Below are 20,695 nucleotides of genomic sequence, written 5' to 3' on the forward strand. Positions count from 1 at the left end.
ATCACAGGACTACGCACGATGGAATCCGATTTGAACTTGCCTGCCCCGTACACGCCTCACGCAGGTTTCATGGCCGCGTTTGGCGCGTGCCGGATGGTCGCGATCATGCGCGGCATCCAGCCCGCCGAGGCTGCCGACCATGGCCGTGCGCTCTATGAGGCAGGCTTCCGGCTCATCGAAGTGCCGCTCAATTCGCCGTCGCCGCTCGATAGCATTGCGGCGCTGCGCGCGGCGCTGCCCGCCGACGCCATGATCGGCGCGGGCACGGTGCTCACGACCGAGGCCGTGCACGACGTCAAGGCCGCGGGCGGCACGCTGATCGTGATGCCGCATGCGGACACCGACGTGATTCTCGCGGCGAAGCTGCAAGGACTCGCTTGCGTGCCGGGCGTGGCGACGCCGACCGAAGCGTTCGCGGCGCTCAAATGCGGCGCCGACGCGCTCAAGATGTTCCCCGCCGAGCAACTGGGCCCGGAGGTGACGAAGGCGTGGCGCGCGGTCATTCCCGGCGTCGTGCCGCTTCTGCCCGTGGGCGGCGTGAAGGCGGACAACATGGGGCCGCAGTTGGCGGCGGGCGCGAGCGGCTTCGGCCTGGGCTCCGCGCTCTACAAACCGGGCCAGGACGTGGCGGCAACGCGCGCGAACGCGCTTGCGTTCATCGCGGGCTGGCGCGCGACCCAAAGCTCGCAAACCGGCGTGCAAGCCGATGCGCAATCCGGTGCGCAAGGAGCGAAGGCGTGAACCGCCTGAACGGCAAGGTTGCGATCGTGACCGGCGCGGGGCGCGGCATTGGCGCCGCGATCGCGCGCGCGTTCGCGGCCGAGGGCGCGGCGGTCGTGCTTGCCGAACTCGATGGCGCGAGCGCCGAGGCCACGGCGCGCGCGATCGCGCAGGCGCAACCAGGCGCGCGCACGCTCGCGGTGCCCACCGACGTTACGCAGGCCGCGTCGGTGCGGACGGCAGTGGCCGAGGCCGAGCGCGCGTTCGGCCCCGTCGACGTGCTCGTGAATAACGCGGGCATCAACGTGTTCGCCGACCCGCTCACGATGACCGACGACGACTGGCGCCGCTGCTTCGCCGTCGATCTGGACGGCGTCTGGAACGGCTGCCGCGCCGTGTTGCCGGGCATGGTCGAGCGCCGCGCGGGCAGCATCGTGAACATCGCCTCGACGCATGCGTTCCAGATCATTCCGGGCTGCTTCCCGTACCCGGTTGCCAAGCACGGCGTGATTGGCCTCACGCGCGCGCTCGGCATCGAATACGCGCCGAGGAACGTGCGCGTGAACGCGATCGCGCCGGGCTACATCGAAACGCAGCTCACGCACGACTGGTGGAACGCGCAGCCCGACCCCGAGGCGGCGCGCCGCGTGACGCTCGAACTGCCGCCGATGAAGCGCATCGGCCGGCCGGAAGAGGTCGCGATGACGGCCGTGTTTCTCGCCTCGGACGAAGCGCCGTTCATCAACGCGAGCTGCATCACGATCGATGGCGGGCGCACGGCGCTGCATCACGAGTAGACAAGACAAGAACACGCAGGACTTTCGCCGCAGCGCTGGCCGCGCGCGGGCGGATGAAGAAAAAGCGGCCGCTACCTTCCCGTGACTGAAGAAGACAGGAGACAGACACCATGCAACGCAGGATTTTCCTCACGCTGTTGGCCGCCGCTACGACCGCGATGCTCGCACAGGCCCCTGTTGCGCAGGCCGCCGACCCGGTCAAGATCGGCTTTCTTGTGAAGCAGCCCGAAGAGCCGTGGTTCCAGGACGAGTGGAAGTTCGCCGAGATGGCCGCCAAGAAGGATGGCTTCACGCTCGTGAAGATCGGCGCGCCTTCCGGCGAGAAGGTGATGAGCGCGATCGACAATCTTGCGGCGCAAAAGGCTCAGGGCTTCATCATCTGCACGCCTGACGTGAAGCTCGGGCCGGGCATCGTCGCCAAGGCCCGTGCCGACAAGCTCAAGATGATGACCGTTGACGACCGCCTCGTCGACGGCGCGGGCAAGCCGATCGAAGCCGTGCCGCACATGGGTATCTCCGCCTACAACATCGGCAAGCAGGTGGGCGACGGCATTGCCGCCGAGATCAAGAAGCGCGGCTGGGACATGAAGGACGTGGGCGCCATCGACGTGACCTACGAGCAGTTGCCGACCGCGCACGACCGCACCACGGGCGCGACCGACGCGCTCGTGGCCGCAGGGTTCCCGAAGGCCAACATCATTGCCGCGCCGCAGGCCAAGACCGATACGGAAAACGCCTTCAACGCCGCCAACATTGCGCTCACCAAGAACCCGCAGTTCAAGCACTGGGTGGCCTACGGCCTGAACGACGAAGCCGTGCTGGGCGCCGTGCGCGCCGCGGAAGGCCGCGGCTTCAAGGCCGACAACATGATCGGCATCGGCATCGGCGGTTCGGACTCGGCGCTCAACGAGTTCAAGAAGCCCGAGCCGACCGGCTTCTTCGGCACGGTCATCATCAGCCCGAAGCGCCACGGCGAGGAGACGTCCGAACTGATGTACGCGTGGATCACGCAAGGCAAGGCGCCGCCGATGCTCACGCTCACGACCGGCATGCTGGCGACGCGCGACAACGTGGGCCAGGTGCGCGAGCAGATGGGACTCGCCTCGAAGTAAGGATGCGAAGACCACGCAAGGTCACTGTATGAGGGGCATGAAGGAAGTGGTTCGAAGGGCTTTCCGCTGCAAAGCGGCCGGCGCGCCAGTGAAGTGAGCGAAGCGCGCGCCGGCCATACGCGGCGCATCGAATGGAGAGGAAACCGAAGTGTCAGCGACACTGCGTTTTGACGATATCGGCAAGGTGTTTCCCGGCGTGCGCGCGCTCGACGGCGTGTCGTTCGACGTGCAGGCGGGCGAAGTGCATGGCTTGATGGGCGAGAACGGCGCGGGCAAGTCCACGCTGCTGAAGATACTCGGCGGCGAGTATCAGCCCGATTCGGGCCGCATCCTGATGGACGGCAACGAGGTGCGTTTCGCCGATGCAGCCGCGTCGATCGGCGCGGGCATCGCCGTGATTCATCAGGAGTTGCAATACGTGCCCGATCTCACGGTCGCCGAGAATCTGTTGCTGGGCGCGCTGCCCAACGCGCTCGGCTGGGTGAGGCGCGGCGAGGCGCGCCGCTTCGTGCGCGAGCGCCTGGCCGCGATGGGCGTGGATCTCGATCCCGCCGCGAAGCTGCGCAAGCTTTCCATCGCGCAGCGACAGATGGTGGAAATCTGCAAGGCGCTGTTGCGCAATGCGCGCGTGATCGCGCTCGACGAGCCCACGAGTTCGCTCTCGCACCGCGAAACCGAAGTGCTTTTCAAGCTCGTGCGCGAGCTGCGCGCCGACAACCGCGCGCTCATCTACATCTCGCACCGCATGGACGAGATTTACGAACTCTGCGATGCCTGCACGATTTTCCGCGACGGCCGCAAGATCGCTTCGCACGAGAAGCTCGAAGAGGTCAAGCGCACGACGCTCGTGGCCGAAATGGTGGGCCGCGAGATCAGCGACATCTACAACTACTCGCCGCGCGAGCACGGCAACGTGCGCTTCGCGGTGCGCGGCATCGAGGGGCATCCGCTCAACGCGGCGGCCAGCTTCGAAGTCAAGGCGGGTGAGATCGTCGGCTTTTTCGGGCTCGTGGGCGCGGGCCGCAGCGAACTCATGCAGTTGATCTACGGCACGCATAAACGGCGTGCGGGCGAGATCGAGCTCGACGGCAAGCCGATCCGCGTGAAGTGCGCGAGCGACGCGATTCGCCACGGCATCGTGCTGTGCCCGGAAGACCGCAAGGAGCAGGGCATCGTTGCGATGGCAACGGTCGCGGAGAACATCAACATCAGTTGCCGCCGCCATTTCCTGCGCGCGGGCATGTTTCTCGATCGCAAGAAGGAGGCCGAAACGGCTGACCGCTTCATCAAGCTCTTGAAGATCAAGACGCCGAGCCGCCGCCAGAAGATCCGCTTTCTCTCGGGCGGCAACCAGCAGAAGGCGATTCTTTCGCGCTGGCTCGCCGAGCCCGACCTCAAAGTGGTGATTCTCGACGAACCCACGCGCGGGATCGACGTCGGCGCGAAGCACGAAATCTATAACGTGATCTACCAGCTTGCCGCGCGCGGCTGCGCGATCGTAATGGTGTCATCGGAATTGCCGGAGGTGCTTGGCGTGTCGGACCGCATCGTGGTGATGCGCGAAGGCCGCATTTCCGGTGAATTGCCGCGCAGCGCGGCGAGCGAACACGCGGTTCTGGACCTGGCGCTGCCGCAAGGCGCGCGGGCAAAAGCCGCATGAGTGGACGGGGAGGAGTGACTGAAATGCAAGCGAGAGAAAATCTGGCGGCCGACGCCGCCGATGCCGCGAAGAGCGTCGCGCACAGCGCGGCCGACGCGCTGATGCCGAAGACCAGCGACAAGCAGAAGTGGTGGCAGCAGATCACCGAGTACAGCCTCATCGTGATCTTCGCGATCATGTTCATCACGATGTCGCTGACCGTCGATCACTTCTTCTCGATCGAGAACATGCTCGGCCTTGCACTGTCGATCTCGCAGATCGGCATGGTGGCCTGCACGATGATGTTCTGTCTCGCCTCGCGCGACTTCGATCTTTCGGTGGGCTCGACTGTCGCGTTCGCAGGCGTGATGTGCGCGATGGTGCTCAACGCTACGAACAACACGTTCATTGCGATCATTGCCGCCGTGGCCGCAGGCGCCGCGATCGGCTTCGTGAACGGCGCGGTGATCGCGTACCTGCGCATCAATGCGCTGATCACCACGCTCGCCACCATGGAGATCGTGCGCGGGCTTGGCTTTATCGTCTCGCACGGCCAAGCCGTGGGCGTGTCTTCCGACACCTTCATCGCGATGGGCACGGCGTCGTTCTTTGGCGTGCAACTGCCGATCTGGGTCACGCTCGTGTGCTTCATTGTGTTCGGCGTGATGCTCAACCAGACCGTGTACGGGCGCAACACGCTCGCCATCGGCGGCAATCCGGAAGCGTCGAGGCTCGCGGGCATCAAGGTCGAGCGCACGCGCGTGTGGATCTTCCTGATCCAGGGCGCGGTGACGGCGCTCGCGGGCGTGATTCTCGCGTCGCGCATTACATCGGGCCAGCCGAACGCCGCAGAAGGCTTCGAGCTGAACGTGATTTCCGCATGTGTGCTGGGTGGCGTGTCGCTCCTCGGCGGACGCGCGACGATCTCGGGCGTGGTGATTGGCGTGCTCATCATGGGCACGGTCGAGAACGTAATGAACCTGCTCAACATCGACGCGTTCTATCAGTACCTCGTGCGTGGTGCGATCCTGCTCGCGGCGGTGCTGCTCGACCAGTTGAAGAATCGTGGCGCGCGCGATTGAAGCTAGCGACTGAGAGATTAATCAGGAATCCAACATGACGACGTCTTCCAGTAATTCGCATGAAGGCTACGCGCGCTACCCGAGCCTCGCGGGCCGCGTGGTGTTGATAACGGGCGGCGCGACCGGCATCGGCGCGTCGTTCGTCGAGCACTTCGCCGCGCAGGGCGCGCGCGTGGCGTTCTTCGATATCGATGCGAGCGCGGGCCAGGCGCTGGCCGACACGCTAGGTCAGCGTCACAACCTGCGCCACAAACCGCTCTTTCTCGCCTGCGACCTTACCGATATCGCCGCGCTGCGCGCCGCAATCGGCGACGTGAAGGCCGCGCTCGGGCCTATCGAGGTGCTCGTGAACAATGCCGCGAACGACCGCCGGCACACGCTGGCCGAAGTCACGCCCGAGTCGTTCGACGCCGGGGTCGCCGTGAACTTGCGGCATCAGCTCTTCGCGGTGCAGGCCGTGGCGGAGGACATGAAGGCTGCGCGCGCGGGCTCGATCATCAATCTCGGCTCGATCAGCTGGATGCTCAAGCAAGCCGACCTGCCGGTCTACACGATGAGCAAATCGGCGGTGCAGGGCCTCACGCGTGGGCTCGCGAAAGACCTCGGGCGATACGGCATCCGGGTGAATTCGCTCGTGCCGGGCTGGGTGATGACCGAGAAGCAGCGGCGCCTGTGGCTCACCGACGAAGGGCGCGAAAACATCAAGCGCGGGCAGTGCATCGACGCCGAACTGCTGCCCGAAGACCTCGCGCGCATGGCGCTTTTTCTCGCGGCCGACGACAGCCGCATGATCACCGCGCAGGAGATGGTGGTGGACGGAGGCTGGGCTTGAGCGCGAACCGAAGCGATAACGACAGCGCTAACGCAAACGCTAACGAAAACACATCGGACGCCGCCGCGGCTGCGCTGCTGGTGGATGCGAAATGCGAGCTGGGCGAAGGCGCGACGTGGTGTGCGCGTAGCGGCCGGCTCTATTGGACCGATATCGAAGGCAAGCGTTTGTGGCGCTACGACGCGCGCGAGGGCAAGCACGTGACGTGGGAGATGCCGGAGCGCCTCGGGTGCTTCGCGCTTTGCGAAGACGCGCGCACGCTGCTGCTGGGCCTCGAATCGAGGCTGGCGTTCTTCGACCTGGAAACGGGTGTGGTCGACACCATCGTCGAGGTTGAGCCCGGTGTGCCCACGCGCCTCAATGACGGGCGCTGCGACCGTCAGGGGCGCTTCGTGTTCGGCACGAAGTACGAGGCAACACCGATGCAGGCGATTGGCGGCTTCTACCGTTTGAATCGCGACCTCACGCTCGAACGCCTGCCTTTGCCCGCACCCGCGATTTCGAACAGCATCGCGTTCAGCCCCGACGGATCGACGATGTACTACTGCGATTCGCTCACACGCAAGATCTGTGCGTGCGATTACAACGCGGGCGGTGCGGACGGAACGATTGCAAACCAGCGCGTCTTTGCCACGCTGACCGACGAGACCGGCGTGCCGGACGGTTCGACCGTCGATGCAGAAGGTGGGTTGTGGAACGCGCAATGGGGCGGCGAGCGAGTGGTGCGCTATGGTGTGGATGGTGTGGAAACCGCGCGTGTAAAGATTCCCACAGCGCAGCCAAGCTGCGTTACCTTCGGCGGAGCGTTGCTGGACATGCTTTATGTGACGAGTGCGCGCGCGGAAATGGAGCCCGCGACGCTGGCGCGCGAACCCCATGCGGGCGGTGTATTCGCAGTCCGAATCAGCCGGGCGGGCGTTGTTGAGCCGCTGTTTCAAGGGGCTCGGCGCGCTTGATTCAATGTATCGAGTGTTGCACTGGCGTCGCACTGGAATCGACTTGCAAGGTGGCCAGCGCGCGCAAGGGCGTTGTAGTTCAGCAACAAAAAGCACCAGACGAAGAAAGAGCAGGGCGAACACAAGAAGCGGCCGCAGGGCCCGTGCACGAGCAGGCAGAACGCGCGAGCACGGCGCCCCGGCAGGCCACCGGTGAGCCGCCTGTTGCGGCGGTGTCGATCATGCCTCTCGAGGAGCATCTCATGAGTGTTGCGAATTCCGCTGTGCGTCGGCCTGGCGCCTCGTCCGCTTCAACAGCCTCTGCTGTGTCCCCTGCCGCTGCACGGCGTGCGCGGCTCGAAGCCGCCACCCATCCGGTCCTTGCGGGGCCGAGCACGTCGGCGGTGGCGATTGGTGCGGCAGGCTCGAGCGACGTGGCCTGCGTGACGCTGGCGAACGCGTATCTGAGACTCGACGTCGCGCCGCAACTGGGCGGCGGCATCACGCGCTTCGACTGGCGCAGCGAAGGCACGCTCGAACCGGTATTCCGGCGCTGCGAGCGCGTGAGCGCACGCATGGACCCAAACGAACTCGCGTGCTACCCACTGCTGCCTTATTCGAATCGTATCGGTGCGGGACGCTTTCAGTTTGGCGGGCGGAAGATCGAAGTGCCGCGTAATCGCGCGAGCGAGCCGTTGCCGATCCACGGCGATGGGTGGCTCGCGCACTGGAGCGTCGAGGAGGCTGATCGCGAGCGCGTGCGTCTCGTGCTCGACCGCAGTGGCGGCGAGCCTTACGCCTATCGCGCCGTGCTCACCTATGCGCTTGACGGCGCGACACTCGCGATGACGCTCGAAGTGGAGAACACGGGCCGCGAGGCGCTGCCGTTCGGCTTGGGCGTGCATCCGTTCCTGGCACGCGATGCGAGCACCGAGCTTTCCGCGCCCGCGAGCGGCCTGTGGCTATCGGGCGCCGACTGGCTGCCGGTGCGTCACGTGCCCGCCCCGCCTGCGTGGCAGTTCGGCGTGGCGTATCCGCTGCCTGAGCAGCTCGTGAACCACGCCTTCAGCGGCTGGAGCGGCCGCGCCGCCGTGGTGTGGGAGCGCCGCCGAATGTCGCTCTCGATCTGCGCGAACACCGACTATTACGTGCTCTACACGCCGCCCGGCGAGCGCTTCTTTTGCTTCGAGCCCGTCGATCATCCGATCAACGCGGTTAATCTCGAAGGCGGCGGCGGGGCGCACGGCATGACCGTGCTAGGCCACGGCGAGCGGCTCGTGCGCACGTTCAGCTTCACGGTCGAGCGCATGGATATGCGCGCGGCGGCGAATCCGCATCGCGAGGGCGCGCGCGGGCGGGCCGGGGCGCGGGGCACGAAGGGCTCGCGTGGGCGGCGCGTGGCGGGCTGACGGTTGTTGCGCGTTCCCTGCCCGCTGCAGACCGCCGTCGCCCGGGGCGATTCGGCGGACCTGCCGCGCGTGCGGGGCATCGGCGGCCAAGCCGGGTAAAATACGCGCCGTTTTCCCTACACCGGCTCACCGCGAGTCTTCACCATGACTTCCTTTACTCAGACCCTGGGTGCCGCCTGGCAGCGCACCGGCTCGCTGCTGTGCGTCGGCCTCGACCCCGAGCCCACGAAATTTCCGGCCGCGCTGGCGGGCCGCAGCGACGCGATCTTCGAATTCTGCCGTGACATCGTCGACGCCACGGCGCCCTATGCGTGCTCGTTCAAGCCGCAGATCGCGTACTTCGCCGCGCACCGCGCCGAAGACCAGCTCGAAGCGCTGATCGCGCATATCCACGAAAAGCACCCGGGCCTGCCCGTGATCCTGGACGCCAAGCGCGGTGACATCGGCAGCACCGCCGAGCAGTACGCGCGCGAGGCCTTCGAGCGCTTCAAGGCCGATGCCGTGACAGTCAATCCCTATATGGGGTTCGACTCGATCGAGCCGTGGCTCGCGCATGAGGGCAAGGGCGTGATCGTGCTGTGCCGCACCTCGAACCCCGGCGGCTCCGATCTGCAATTCCTCACCGTCGATGGCAAGCCGCTCTACCAGATCGTGGCCTCGCTCGCGGCGCAAAAGTGGAACGCGAGCGGCGAACTCGGCCTCGTGGTGGGCGCGACGTTCCCGAAGGAAATCGAGACGGTGCGCGAGCTCGTCGGCGACATGCCGCTGCTGATTCCCGGCATCGGCGCGCAAGGCGGCGACGTCGAAGCCACGGTTAAGGCGGGCCGCAGCGCCAACGGCACGGGCATGCTCATCAACTCGTCGCGCGCGATCATCTATGCGAGCAAGGGCGAGGATTACGCGCAGGCGGCTGCAAAGGCCGCGCAAGGCACGCGCGACAAGATCAACGCGTATCGCTGATGCGGGCGCGGACCGGCGCATGGAGCCGGTCCGCCTCGGCGCTGCACTCGGAAGTCTGCATTTGTGCTTCTTAATATTAAGAAATGCCCCCGTTTCTTAGGATTTTTAAGAACATTCTTATTAAAAGCCCGGTGCTCCCTCAGTAATATCTGAATCAACGCGGGGCGAGATGGAGGAGGTGGCAGGATTTCCTCTGTCAGGCAAACATCTCGTTTCCAGTCGACGAACGGCGATCGTCGCCATCAGGCGGCGGTACAACGGAACACGCTGTAGGGAGCGTGTCGCGGATGGTAATAGGTCACCGTCTGCAATTGGCAGGGCTTTTGCGGCGCATCCATGGGAGCGCCGCTTCTTTTTTGTGCGTCGCTCAATCTTTTGAAGCTGCCGCCACCGCCGCCGGCTTTCTGAATAGCTCGATGATCCCTCGGTGCAGAGGATATTTGTCGACGAGCGCATTTACATCCGCAATCTCAAACTCGCTGAACTCGAACCCCGGCGCCACCGTGCAGCCCACGAGCGCATACGTGGACGGGTCGCTGCAACGCGCCGCGAACCAGTGTCCCGCCGGCACCACTGCCTGAAAAACCGTGCCCGGATGGTCGAGCGCGTGGCCGAGCTTGCGGGTGGAGAGCACGCCGCGCTCATCGATCGAGTGAATCTCGATGGGCGAGCCCGCATAGAAATGCCAGAGCTCGTCGGAGCGGATACGGTGCCAGGTCGAGTAAGCGCCGTTTGCGAGGAGGAAGTAGATCGCGGTCGAGGCCGTGCGCGGGCCTTCGCTGGCCGGTGCGCCGTCGCGGCGGATCAGCTTGTCCGAACGGTAGGTTTCGCTGTAGTAGCCGCCTTCAGGATGGGGTTCGAGCCCGAAGCGGCGGATCAGTTCGTCGACGGGGTGAGTGGCGCCGGCTTGTTCGGTTGACTTCGCGGTAGTCATGGGGCTGGGCTCCTTGTCGATTACACGTGGCGGTTGGGTTCCCGTCAGGGCGGTTATCCGCGCGCGTCCGGCGTTCGACCCGGCCAGACGCTTTCAGCGCTCCTTCTCGTCGATCAGCGCAAGCAGCCCGCGCAGTGCATGAGTGGCGGCCTGCACGCGGATCTGCTCGCGGTCGCCCTTGAAAACCAGCGTTTCGACACTGGTGTGCAGCCGGTTGCTCCAGCCGAACGACACCATGCCGACTGGCTTTTCCGGCGTGCCGCCGCCCGGGCCGGCAACGCCCGTGATGGCCAGCGAAACTTGTGCCCGGCTGTTGCGCAACGCGCCTTCGGCCATTGCGCGCGCGACGGGTTCGCTCACGGCGCCGTGTTTTTCGATGAGTTCGGCGGGCACGCCGATCATCTCCGTCTTGGCCTGGTTCGAGTACGTGACGAAGCCGCGCTCGAACCAGCCACTGCTGCCGGAAATATCGGTGATGGCGGTGGCGACCATGCCGCCGGTGCACGACTCGGCCGTGGCGAGCATGAGCCGTGCGTCGCGCAGCTTGTTGCCGGCGCGGATGGCGAGTTGGTGAACGACGGAATCGGTAGGCATGGGGAAATGTCCGTGGCGGTGTGCCGGTTTGTGTTCTTTATCGGGTGTGGCTTCGGCGGCGGCGGCGTGCGCGGCGCTCAGACCGACATGCGCCAGAGCGCGATCACGAGCAGCGTGAAGAACGCGGCAATCAGGTCGTCGAGCATGATGCCGAAGCCGCCCTTGAAGCGCCGCTCGAAATAGCGGATGGGCGGCGGCTTCACCATGTCGAAGAAGCGAAACACGACGAACGCCCAGAGTTTGCCCATGAAGTCGATGGGCGTGATCATCAGCAGCACGAGCCAGAACGCGACGATCTCGCCCCAGACGATGGCGGGCGGATCTTCGCTGCGCAGCATTTTCGCGGTGTAGCCGGTGATGCCGATGCCGCCGAGAAAGCCCCCGATGATCAGGAGACCCCAGTCGAGCACCGTGACGTAGCGGTTGAGCACTTCGTAGGCGGCCCACGCGAAGAGCGTGCCGGCCGCGCCCGGCGCGAGCCGCGAGAGTCCGGCGCCGAAGCCGAGCGAGATCAGATGCAGCGGATGCGTGAGCATGAAGCGCGCGTCGGCGCGACGCGGCCCGGCACTTGCGGCCCCGGCGCTCGCGCCGGCAGGTGCGGGCTGGCCGGCCGTCGCGAGTTTGTCGGCGGGCGAGGGCGTGGGGTCAGTCTGCATGAAAGTGATCGAAGCCTTGCAACGTCAGGTTGAGCGGCGCACCCGAGGCGTCGCGCCACGTGATCGCGGGTGCGACAGGCGATCTGGCGGTATCGGATGAAGTGATTGTACCGATGCGCGTCACGCGTTCGCCGGCCTGTTGCGCCGCTGCCTCAACGGCCCCGCGCTGTGCTTGCGCCGCCGTGAAGCAGAGTTCGTAGTCGTCGCCGCCGGCCAGCGCGCATTGCAGTTGCTGTGCGCGCGGCAGGCGCGCGAGCGCAGCCGAGAGCGGCAGCGCGTCCACGTTGATCTCGGCGTTCACGTGCGAGCGCTCGAGAATGTGCAGCAGATCGCCCGCAAGGCCGTCGGAGACGTCCAGCGCCGCACGCGCAATGCCCGCGAGCGCGAGGCCGAGCGCGACCCGCGGCTCGGGATATTCGAGCGCATGGCGAAAATGCGCTAAGTCCGCGCGATCGATCGGCACCTGCGGCCACTCGCCACGCAGCACGCCCAGGCCCGCGCGCGCATCGCCCGGCGTGCCCGACACCCAGATGTCGTCTCCGGGCTGGGCGGCGTCGCGCCGGAGGGCATCGTTCTGGCGCACCGAGCCGAACACCGTAATGCACAGATTGAGCGGCCCGGCGGTGGTGTCGCCGCCGATCAACTCGCAGCCATGACGGTCGGCCAGCTCGAAAAGTCCATTGCTGAACGCTTCGAGCCAGTCCTCGCGCGGCTTGGGCAGCGCGAACGCGAGCGTGAAGCCGAGCGGCGCGGCGCCCATCGCGGCGAGATCGGAGAGATTCACGGCGAGGGCCTTGTGGCCGAGCGCGCGCGGGTCGACGTCGGGCAGAAAGTGACGGCCTTCCACGAGCATGTCCGTGGAGACGGCCAGCATCTCGCCGGCGGCGGGCGCGATCAGCGCGCAGTCGTCGCCGATGCCGAGCGCGGCGCGGCGCGTGTTCTTGCGTGCGCGTTGCGCGAAATAACGGTCGATCAGGGAAAACTCGGAAAGCATGACGAATGGTCTATGGCGAATGGCTGGGATGGTTCGGCACGAGTCGCGCCGGCGGGGAGTTTCCCTCATTCGGGTCGTGGCAGCTACGCCCGAACTGTAAGGAATGCTGCCGGGGATTGGCGCTACAATGCGTCCGAATCAGCGTTTGAATTGCCATTCTAATCCGCACTTAGGGCCTGCCTCTCATGTCGAATTCCGCCACGAACAAGCTTCGCGAAGCCGCCCTCGACTATCACGAATTTCCTACGCCGGGAAAGATCGCGATTGCGCCGACCAAGCAAATGATCAACCAGCGCGACCTCTCGCTCGCGTACTCGCCGGGCGTTGCGTTCGCGTGCGAGGCGATCGTCGAGAACCCGCTGAACGCCGCGCGCTTCACGGCGCGCAGCAACCTCGTGGGCGTCGTGTCGAACGGCACGGCCGTGCTCGGCCTCGGCAACATCGGGCCGCTCGCCTCGAAGCCGGTCATGGAAGGCAAGGCGGTGCTGTTCAAGAAGTTCGCCGGCATCGACGTGTTCGACATCGAGCTGAACGAGACCGACCCGCACAAGCTCGTGGACGTGATCGCCGCGCTCGAACCCACTTTCGGCGGCATCAATCTGGAAGACATCAAGGCGCCGGAGTGCTTCATCGTCGAACGTGAAGCGCGCAAGCGCATGAAGATTCCGGTCTTCCACGACGACCAGCACGGCACGGCCATCGTGGTGGCGGCTGCGTTCACCAATGGCCTGAAGGTCGTGGGCAAGGACATCAAGCAGGTGAAGCTGGTGGCTTCGGGCGCGGGGGCGGCGGCGCTGGCGTGTCTCGACCTGCTCGTCGACCTCGGCTTGCCGCTCGAGAACATCTACGTGACCGACCTCGCGGGCGTGGTCTACAAGGGCCGCACCGAGCTGATGGATCCGGACAAGGAGCGCTTTGCACGCGAAACCAGCGCGCGCACGCTCGCCGAAGTGATCGAAGGCGCCGACATTTTCCTCGGCCTGTCCGCGGGCGGCGTGCTCAAGCAGGACATGGTCAAGCAGATGGCCGAGAAGCCACTCATTCTCGCGCTTGCCAATCCCACGCCGGAAATCCTGCCGGAGCTCGCGCTCGAAGTGCGCCCGGATGCGGTGCTGGCCACGGGCCGCACGGATTACCCGAATCAGGTGAACAACGTGCTGTGCTTCCCGTTCATCTTCCGCGGCGCGCTCGACGTGGGTGCGACCACCATCACGCGCGAGATGGAAATCGCCGCCGTGAACGCGATCGCGGAACTGGCGCGCCAGGAGCAGAGCGATGTCGTGGCCACGGCTTACGGCATCCAGGATCTGCAATTTGGGCCTGAATACCTGATTCCGAAGCCTTTCGATCCGCGCCTGATCGTGAAGATCGCGCCGGCCGTCGCCAAGGCTGCGATGGACTCGGGCGTGGCGACCCGTCCGATCGAGGACATGGACGCCTACATGCAGCATCTGCAGCAGTTCGTCTATCACAGCGGCACGACCATGAAGCCGATCTTCCAGCTCGCGCGCGCCGCTGAGCCGGAGAAGAAGCGCATCGTGTTCGCCGAAGGCGAAGAGGAGCGCATCCTGCGCGCGGTGCAGATCGTGGTCGACGAAAAACTCGCGAAGCCCATCCTGATCGGCCGCCCGGCGGTGATCGAGGAGCGCATGGCGCGCTATGGCCTGCGTCTGGTCGCCGGCCAGGACTACACGGTCGTCAACACCGACCACGACGAGCGCTATCGCGATTTCTGGCAGAGCTACGCGAAGCTCATGGCGCGCAAGGGCATCACGCAGCAAATGGCGAAGCTCGAAATGCGCCGCCGCACCACGCTGATCGGCTCGATGCTGGTGGAGAAGGGCGAAGCCGACGGCATGATCTGCGGCACTGTCAGCACGACGCACCGCCATCTGCACTTCATCGACCAGGTGATCGGCAAGAAGGAAGGCTGCAACGTCTACGCGGCAATGAATGCGCTGGTGCTGCCGAATCGCCAGATTTTCATCGTCGACACGCACGTGAACGTCGACCCGACGCCCGAGCAGCTCGCCGAAATCACCATCATGGCGGCGGAGGAAGTGCGCCGCTTCGGCATCGAGCCGAAGGTTGCGCTGTGCTCGCATTCGAACTTCGGTTCGAGCCTCGCGCCGTCGGCGCAGAAGATGCGCGATCTGCTGGAGATCCTCAAGGAGCGCGCGCCGGACCTTCAGGTGGACGGCGAGATGCACGGCGACGTCGCGCTCGACGCGAACATGCGCCGCGAGATCCTGCCGGAGTCGACGCTCGAAGGCGACGCGAACCTGCTCGTGATGCCGAATATCGACGCGGCGAACATCTCCTATAACCTGCTGAAGACGGCGGCGGGCAACAACATCGCCATCGGCCCGATGCTGCTCGGCGCGGCCAAGCCGGTGCACGTGCTGACCGCTTCGGCCACCGTGCGCCGGATCGTCAACATGACCGCACTGCTGGTCGCGGATGTGAACGCAACGCGTTAAGTTTTTTCGCGCAGCTTCTTGTCAGGCCGTATCTCTACGGCTTCGTGTTTCACACCGGCGGCGCTGCCCGCCGCCGGTGTTCCGCCGCGCTTCGGATCGATGTCCGGCGGCGTTCCGGCACCATCTCCTCGATTGTAGAATTTACCGGTTTGCCGCTTGTGCGCGGTCAAGCCCTGTTTGTCGTCGCCGGTGTGAGATTGCTTCCAGGGTCCATTAGCGATACCCTTACATCTTTCATGGTCGTCGAACGCGTGATCCGAGAGGCAGGAATCCGAAGATGGTACGTATAGGACTGCCTGCTGTTTCAACGGCGAAAGTCGCTGGCGCATCGGCCGAGTCGACACATGTAAATCATTGTTTTGGCGGGAATTTCGGGCGTCGTTCGAGCGGTGTCCAGCGGTTGGCATCAGTTGCGTCAGCAGCATTTCTGGCGGCGGCGCTGGTGTGCTCGCAAGGCGCTGTGGCGCGCACTCAGGCGCCGGACGATGCCGGAGCATCGGGGGTGTCGTCGGGCACCGTGAGCGTGGGCGAGTTGCCGCGCGAAGCGGTCAACACACTCAGCCTGGTTGCCGAAGGCGGGCCTTATCCGTTTGAGAAAGATGGCATCGTGTTCGGCAACTATGAGCAGCAGTTGCCGAAACATCGGCGCGGTTATTACCACGAATACACTGTTCCGACGCCCCGAGCGCACAACCGCGGCGCGCGGCGCATTGTCTGCGGCGGTCCGCTCAGGCGCACGGACAACTGCTATTACACCGACGACCACTACGCCAGTTTTAAGCGAATTGTTGAATGACACCGGGAAAAGCGGCATGAGCGATAACACTTACGCGCACGACCCGCGGGTCGCGAGCGATCTGTTCGCGTCCGGCGAGGGCAACCTGTTCCAGCGCGTTATGCAGATGCATCACGACGACCAGCAGCGCGAAGCCGCACGCAGGGGCGAGGCGAATTCATCGAACGAGGAGGCCATGGACCTGTTTGCGACCGTCCGGTCGAATATCGTCCAGTCGATCCGTGCGTTCCGCGTGCAGGATCTCGCCGACGAGGCGCAGCGGCTGCAGCAGCATTTCCTCTACGCGTATTGCGCCAGTGCGCAGACCAAGCAGGAAGTGCTCGAAACCATTGCCACATCGTTTCTGTTTCCGAAGCATTTCGGCAAGAACTACGATGGTTTGTACGACTGCCTGACCGATCTGGTGCAAAAAGCCGGTGAGCAACCGGGTTTCGTGATCGTGCTCGATGGCTTGCCGATCGCACAGAAGTTCGACAAGGATGGGCGCGAGACGCTGCTCGACGTGTTCCGCGAAGCTTCGGAGTACTGGGGCGAGCGCAAGGTGCCGTTCCGCGTCTTTTATTCGTTCGCCTGAGCAATGCGTGGCGTCTTGAGGGCGCCGCCGCTGGCCATTTCGCTCGCCATCTGAGTATCGTCGCATTCTCGCGACAAAAATACGCAGGCCCGCGCATGATCACATGCCGCGGGCCTTGTCATTTTTACCAACCGCCCCAGCGCGCGGCCAGCGCCGCGAGCACAGCGATGCCTGCGGTTTCGGTGCGCAGGATACGGGGCCCGAGCCCCACGGCGATAAAGCCGTGATCGAGCACTGCCGCTTCTTCTGGCGATGAAAAGCCGCCTTCGGGGCCGACCAGCACGGTGATCTCACCTTGCGGCGGAGTGTTGGGCAGGGTGGAGAACGAGACGTTCGCGCGCGGCGAAAGCAGCACGCGCAACTCGCCTTCGCCGGGCGTTTTGGGCAGCGAGGCGAGCCAGGTGCCGATTTCGCGGGTGGCGGCGACCTCAGGCATGCGGTTGCGCCCGCATTGCTCGCACGACGCCTGGACGATGCGCTGCCAGTGAACCTGGCGGCGCACGGCGCGCTCACCCACGAGGCGCACGACGCTGCGCGAAGTGGTGAGCGGCACGAAGTTCGTCGCGCCCAGTTCGACAGCCTTTTCGATCAGCCAGTCCATTTTGTCGCTGCCGGCAATACCTTGTGCTAGCGTGAGCCGGTACGGCGGCTCGGTCTCGACGTCGCGGAACGGGCCAACACGCACTTGTGTGTCGCGGCGCTCCATCGAGATGATTTCAGCGCTGTATTCACCCCCCACGCCGTTGAACAGCACGATCGTGTCGCCGGGCTGCAGTCGCAGCACCTGAACGTGTCGCGTCACTTCGTCCGGGAGAGTGAAGACGTCGCCGGACTGCAGGGAGTTTCCGACGAAAAAACGGGGCATAAGACAAGTTCTCATTGCTTCATGACAGATGGCGAGCAAGCGCCCAGCGGTAGCCGTCGAGGTCTTCGACCTGAGCAAAACGGTCACCCCAGAATTGGTCCTGCGGCTCGCTCAACGATTTCGCGCCAGCGTCCAGCGCTCGCGCATACACCGCGTCGACGTCGTCGACGTAAAGGTAAAAGGATTGGGGGGCGATAGCGTTCGCGCTTTTCGGCGTGCGCGCCGTCGAACCGAACGCGCCCTCCGGCGCGAACATCACGATCAGTTGATCGTAATACGTCATTTCCACATGCATGACCGCACCGTCGTCCTCTACGCAATCGCGCACCGCAAAACCGAACGCCGCCCGGAAAAACTCGATTGCGTCGCGCGCGTCGCGCACCGCCAGATACGGTGTCAGCCACGGCACGCCTGCGGGGCGGGGTGGGGTCATCGGATATCTCCAGATTCGGGTTTAGGGACAAGCGGGGTGTTGGAGGCAGTCTGGGTCGGCTGGCACGCAAAAATGTGATGAACGCTGCGATTCTCCAACGTTGCGCATCCTAAATCTGTAGGAATTGGCCTAGTTTGTCGCGGGAGGACGGACGCGCCGTCAGGCGCGCTGCACACGGGCGTGTGTCGTACGACCACGCCCCGGAAGCTGGTGAGCGGGTGCGTACGTGTCGGAAAAACCTTACGGCGTATCGGGGCGGGACGAAGGAGGCGCGGCAAGGTCAAAGTGATATCGAGCGACGGTGGCGCGGGTGAAACGGGCGCTGGCGGTGCATTCGGCCAGCCACATGCAGCCTGCGCGCAAAGCTGGAAAACGGCATGCCGGCGCCAAGGTTTAAATGAATTTTAAATCGGGCCTGATTGAGGTGTAAATCAGGGCAGTAGCCGTATTATACGGGCAGCCGGCCGGGCCGCCGCCGCCTTGCGACGCGCGTTGGGCGAGCCCAAAGGTAGCCGGGGTGGGGCTGCTGCGGATGTCGGTCCAGTGGAGGACATCGCCAGGTCCTGTAGCCAGGGAAAATCCGCACAATCTGTTAGAATATCGCCCTTTGCAGCCCTGTCCGTTTGCTTTGGCCGTTTGCGTCTTCCTGGCGCCGCATCGCGCGCCGCAGCGAACATTTCTGCCGAGCTTCCGGAACCGTGCGCTGCCGCGCGAGCGCTGTTGAATGCAGCCGCCCAAGCCGTTTTTGCCCTCGTTCCCCGGACTCGACATGACGACCTCGTCCTCCCCCGCTACCACCCAATTGATGGCTAACGCGATTCGCGCGTTGTCCATGGACGCCGTTCAGCAAGCGAATTCCGGTCACCCCGGCATGCCCATGGGCATGGCCGAGATCGCTGTCGCGCTGTGGTCGCGCCATCTGCGGCACAACCCGACCAACCCGCACTGGAGCGACCGCGACCGTTTCGTGCTGTCGAACGGTCACGGCTCGATGCTGCTGTACTCGTTGCTGCACCTGACCGGCTACGACCTGCCGATGGCGGAACTGAAGAATTTCCGTCAACTGCACTCGAAGACGCCGGGCCATCCGGAATTCGGCATCACGCCGGGCGTCGAGACCACTACGGGTCCGCTCGGCCAAGGCATTGCGAACGCGGTCGGCATGGCGCTGGCTGAAGCATTGCTCGCGGCCGAGTTCAACAAGGCCGACGCGAAGATCGTCGATCACCACACCTACGTGTTCCTCGGCGACGGCTGCCTGATGGAAGGCATCTCGCACGAAGCCTGCTCGCTCGCCGGCACGCTCAAGCTGAACAAGCTGATCGCGCTCTACGACGACAACGGCATCTCGATCGACGGCGACGTCGTCAACTGGTTCCACGACAACACGCCCGAGCGCTTCGAAGCTTACGGCTGGAACGTGATCCCGCACGTGGACGGCCACGACGTGGACGCTGTCGACGCGGCCATCCAGAAGGCGAAGGCCTCGGACAAGCCCACGCTGATCTGCTGCAAGACCATCATCGGCAAGGGCGCGCCCACCAAGCAGGGCGGTCACGACGTGCACGGCGCGGCGCTCGGCGGGGAAGAAATCGCCAAGTGGCGCGAAGCCGCGGGCTGGAAATGGGAGCCGTTCACGCTGCCGCAGGAAGTTTACGCAGACTGGGACGCCAAGGCCGCTGGCGCGAAGTTCGAAGCCGCATGGAACGAGTCGTTCGCCGCGTACCAGTCGAAGTACCCGGCCGAAGCTGCGGAGTTCGCGCGCCGCATGGCTGGCAAGCTGCCCGCCGACTGGGCGCAGCAGGCGGCCCAGATCATTGCCGGCGCGGATGCGCGCAAGGAAACCGTCGCTACGCGCAAGGCTTCGCAGCAAGCCATCGAAGGGCTCGCCGCGGTGCTGCCGGAGCTGCTCGGCGGCTCGGCCGACCTGACCGGTTCGAACCTCACCAACTGGAAGGCCTCGAAGCCCGTGCGCGCGGCCAAGGAAGGCGAGACCGGCATTCAGTGGGGCAACCACATCAACTACGGCGTGCGCGAGTTTGGCATGAGCGCGGCGCTTAATGGCCTCAACCTGCACGGCGGCTACAAGGCGTTCGGCGGTACCTTCCTGACGTTCTCGGACTACAGCCGCAACGCGCTGCGCGTGGCCGCGCTGATGAAGTGCCCGTCGGTCTTCGTGTTCACGCACGACTCGATCGGCCTTGGCGAAGACGGTCCGACGCACCAGTCTATCGAGCAGGTTGCAAGCCTGCGCCTGATCCCGAACATGACGCTCTGGCGTCCGGCCGACACCGTCGAAACCGCGGTGGCCTGGACCGAGTCGATTGCCCACCATGGCCCGTCGAGCCTCGTGTTCAGCCGCCAGAACCTCGCGTTCAACGACCGCACCGACGCACAGATCGCGAACATCGCGAAGGGCGGCTACGTGCTCAAGGACTGGAACGACGAGATCCCGAGCCGCAAGATCATCCTGATCGCGACGGGTTCGGAGGTCGAACTGGCGATGAAGGCCGTCGAAGCGCTGCAGCGCGAAGGCATTGGCGCCCGCGTGGTGTCCATGCCGTCTACCAACGTGTACGACAAGCAGGATGCCGAGTACAAGGAGCGCGTGCTGCCCAAGGGCGTGCGCCGCGTCGCGATCGAAGCCGGCGTGACCGACTTCTGGCGCAAGTACGTGGGCCTCGAAGGTGGCGTGGTCGGCATCGACACGTTCGGCGAATCGGCTCCGGCAGGCGTGCTGTTCAAGCACTTCGGCTTCACGGTCGATCACGTTGTCGCGACGGCCAAGGCTGCGCTGGACAACTAAGTATTGCTATACAGGCCCGCCTTGCGCGGGCCTTTTGCTGTGTGCGCCACAGCGCAGGCAGCAGCGGCACCCGAATT

Annotated in this window: 20 protein-coding genes; 13 read left to right on the forward strand and 7 right to left on the reverse strand. The window is 65.0% G+C overall.

The genetic code is table 11. The annotated features are described in order from the left end of the window. Positions 1-18: 18 nt before the first annotated feature. From HV773_RS09705 to pyrF, 9 genes are all read left to right on the forward strand, one after another. Positions 19-741, forward strand: coding sequence for a 2-dehydro-3-deoxy-6-phosphogalactonate aldolase (locus tag HV773_RS09705; RefSeq protein ID WP_129561148.1), 723 nt, complete (start codon positions 19-21; stop codon positions 739-741). Continuing rightward, complete coding sequence (locus HV773_RS09710; protein WP_175194860.1) at positions 738-1,517, forward strand: SDR family oxidoreductase; 780 nt, start codon at positions 738-740, stop codon at positions 1,515-1,517. Before HV773_RS09705 ends, HV773_RS09710 begins: the two co-directional genes overlap by 4 nt. Before the next feature lie 110 nt (positions 1,518-1,627). After that, positions 1,628-2,629 carry an arabinose ABC transporter substrate-binding protein gene (locus HV773_RS09715; RefSeq protein ID WP_129561150.1) on the forward strand — a complete coding sequence of 334 codons (1,002 nt, stop codon included), beginning with the start codon at positions 1,628-1,630 and terminating at the stop codon, positions 2,627-2,629. A 148-nt stretch (positions 2,630-2,777) separates the two neighbouring features. Further along, positions 2,778-4,289: an L-arabinose ABC transporter ATP-binding protein AraG gene (gene araG, locus HV773_RS09720; RefSeq protein ID WP_129561151.1), complete on the forward strand. Its 1,512-nt coding sequence runs from the start codon at positions 2,778-2,780 to the stop codon at positions 4,287-4,289. Between the two features lie 23 nt (positions 4,290-4,312). After that, a complete protein-coding gene (gene araH / locus HV773_RS09725; RefSeq protein ID WP_129561152.1) occupies positions 4,313-5,350 on the forward strand; it encodes an L-arabinose ABC transporter permease AraH in 1,038 nt (345 codons plus the stop codon). A gap of 34 nt (positions 5,351-5,384) precedes the next feature. Further along, positions 5,385-6,182: an SDR family NAD(P)-dependent oxidoreductase gene (locus tag HV773_RS09730; RefSeq protein ID WP_129561153.1), complete on the forward strand. Its 798-nt coding sequence runs from the start codon at positions 5,385-5,387 to the stop codon at positions 6,180-6,182. Positions 6,183-6,256: 74 nt separating this feature from the next. Then, on the forward strand, positions 6,257-7,138 hold the full coding sequence (locus tag HV773_RS09735) for an SMP-30/gluconolactonase/LRE family protein (RefSeq protein ID WP_227875435.1): 882 nt from the start codon (positions 6,257-6,259) through the stop codon (positions 7,136-7,138). Positions 7,139-7,380: 242 nt separating this feature from the next. Then, complete coding sequence (locus HV773_RS09740) at positions 7,381-8,526, forward strand: aldose 1-epimerase (protein WP_129561155.1); 1,146 nt, start codon at positions 7,381-7,383, stop codon at positions 8,524-8,526. 144 nt (positions 8,527-8,670) lie between these two features. Further along, the gene (gene pyrF / locus HV773_RS09745; RefSeq protein WP_129561156.1) at positions 8,671-9,486 is read left to right on the forward strand and encodes an orotidine-5'-phosphate decarboxylase; all 816 of its coding nucleotides are present in this window, start codon (positions 8,671-8,673) and stop codon (positions 9,484-9,486) included. 367 nt (positions 9,487-9,853) lie between these two features. Here pyrF and HV773_RS09750 read toward each other — a convergent pair whose 3' ends face one another. The 4 genes from HV773_RS09750 to thiL all read right to left on the reverse strand — a co-directional run bounded on the left by HV773_RS09750 (position 9,854) and on the right by thiL (position 12,664). Continuing rightward, positions 9,854-10,420 (reverse strand): cupin domain-containing protein, encoded by a 567-nt coding sequence (locus HV773_RS09750; protein WP_129561157.1) that lies wholly within the window; start codon positions 10,418-10,420, stop codon positions 9,854-9,856. A 93-nt stretch (positions 10,421-10,513) separates the two neighbouring features. After that, positions 10,514-11,014 carry a CinA family protein gene (locus HV773_RS09755; protein ID WP_129561158.1) on the reverse strand — a complete coding sequence of 167 codons (501 nt, stop codon included), beginning with the start codon at positions 11,012-11,014 and terminating at the stop codon, positions 10,514-10,516. Between the two features lie 77 nt (positions 11,015-11,091). Continuing rightward, the gene (locus HV773_RS09760; RefSeq protein ID WP_129561159.1) at positions 11,092-11,670 is read right to left on the reverse strand and encodes a phosphatidylglycerophosphatase A family protein; all 579 of its coding nucleotides are present in this window, start codon (positions 11,668-11,670) and stop codon (positions 11,092-11,094) included. Continuing rightward, complete coding sequence (gene thiL / locus HV773_RS09765) at positions 11,660-12,664, reverse strand: thiamine-phosphate kinase (RefSeq protein WP_129561160.1); 1,005 nt, start codon at positions 12,662-12,664, stop codon at positions 11,660-11,662. Before thiL ends, HV773_RS09760 begins: the two co-directional genes overlap by 11 nt. A 185-nt stretch (positions 12,665-12,849) precedes the next feature. Here thiL and HV773_RS09770 point away from each other — a divergent pair, with 185 nt between their 5' ends. Further along, positions 12,850-15,144 carry an NADP-dependent malic enzyme gene (locus HV773_RS09770; RefSeq protein WP_129561161.1) on the forward strand — a complete coding sequence of 765 codons (2,295 nt, stop codon included), beginning with the start codon at positions 12,850-12,852 and terminating at the stop codon, positions 15,142-15,144. Here the strand turns inward: HV773_RS09770 and HV773_RS09775 are convergent. Beyond that, complete coding sequence (locus tag HV773_RS09775; RefSeq protein WP_162497798.1) at positions 15,141-15,569, reverse strand: hypothetical protein; 429 nt, start codon at positions 15,567-15,569, stop codon at positions 15,141-15,143. The two genes, HV773_RS09770 and HV773_RS09775, sit on opposite strands and share 4 nt — an antisense overlap. Here HV773_RS09775 and HV773_RS09780 point away from each other — a divergent pair. Beyond that, a complete protein-coding gene (locus HV773_RS09780; RefSeq protein ID WP_129563268.1) occupies positions 15,545-15,940 on the forward strand; it encodes a ribonuclease in 396 nt (131 codons plus the stop codon). The two genes, HV773_RS09775 and HV773_RS09780, sit on opposite strands and share 25 nt — an antisense overlap. A gap of 16 nt (positions 15,941-15,956) precedes the next feature. Further along, positions 15,957-16,514 (forward strand): barstar family protein, encoded by a 558-nt coding sequence (locus tag HV773_RS09785; RefSeq protein ID WP_129561162.1) that lies wholly within the window; start codon positions 15,957-15,959, stop codon positions 16,512-16,514. Between the two features lie 124 nt (positions 16,515-16,638). Here HV773_RS09785 and HV773_RS09790 read toward each other — a convergent pair whose 3' ends face one another. Beyond that, positions 16,639-17,379, reverse strand: coding sequence for a 16S rRNA (uracil(1498)-N(3))-methyltransferase (locus HV773_RS09790; protein ID WP_129561163.1), 741 nt, complete (start codon positions 17,377-17,379; stop codon positions 16,639-16,641). Between the two features lie 19 nt (positions 17,380-17,398). Beyond that, complete coding sequence (locus HV773_RS09795) at positions 17,399-17,812, reverse strand: VOC family protein (RefSeq protein ID WP_129561164.1); 414 nt, start codon at positions 17,810-17,812, stop codon at positions 17,399-17,401. A gap of 724 nt (positions 17,813-18,536) precedes the next feature. Between HV773_RS09795 and tkt the strand changes: the two genes are divergently transcribed. Continuing rightward, positions 18,537-20,618, forward strand: coding sequence for a transketolase (gene tkt / locus HV773_RS09800; RefSeq protein ID WP_129561165.1), 2,082 nt, complete (start codon positions 18,537-18,539; stop codon positions 20,616-20,618). Positions 20,619-20,695 lie beyond the last annotated feature (77 nt).

The sequence above is a fragment of the Paraburkholderia caffeinitolerans genome (assembly GCF_902859945.1).
GTDB classification, from domain to species: Bacteria; Pseudomonadota; Gammaproteobacteria; order Burkholderiales; family Burkholderiaceae; genus Paraburkholderia; species Paraburkholderia caffeinitolerans.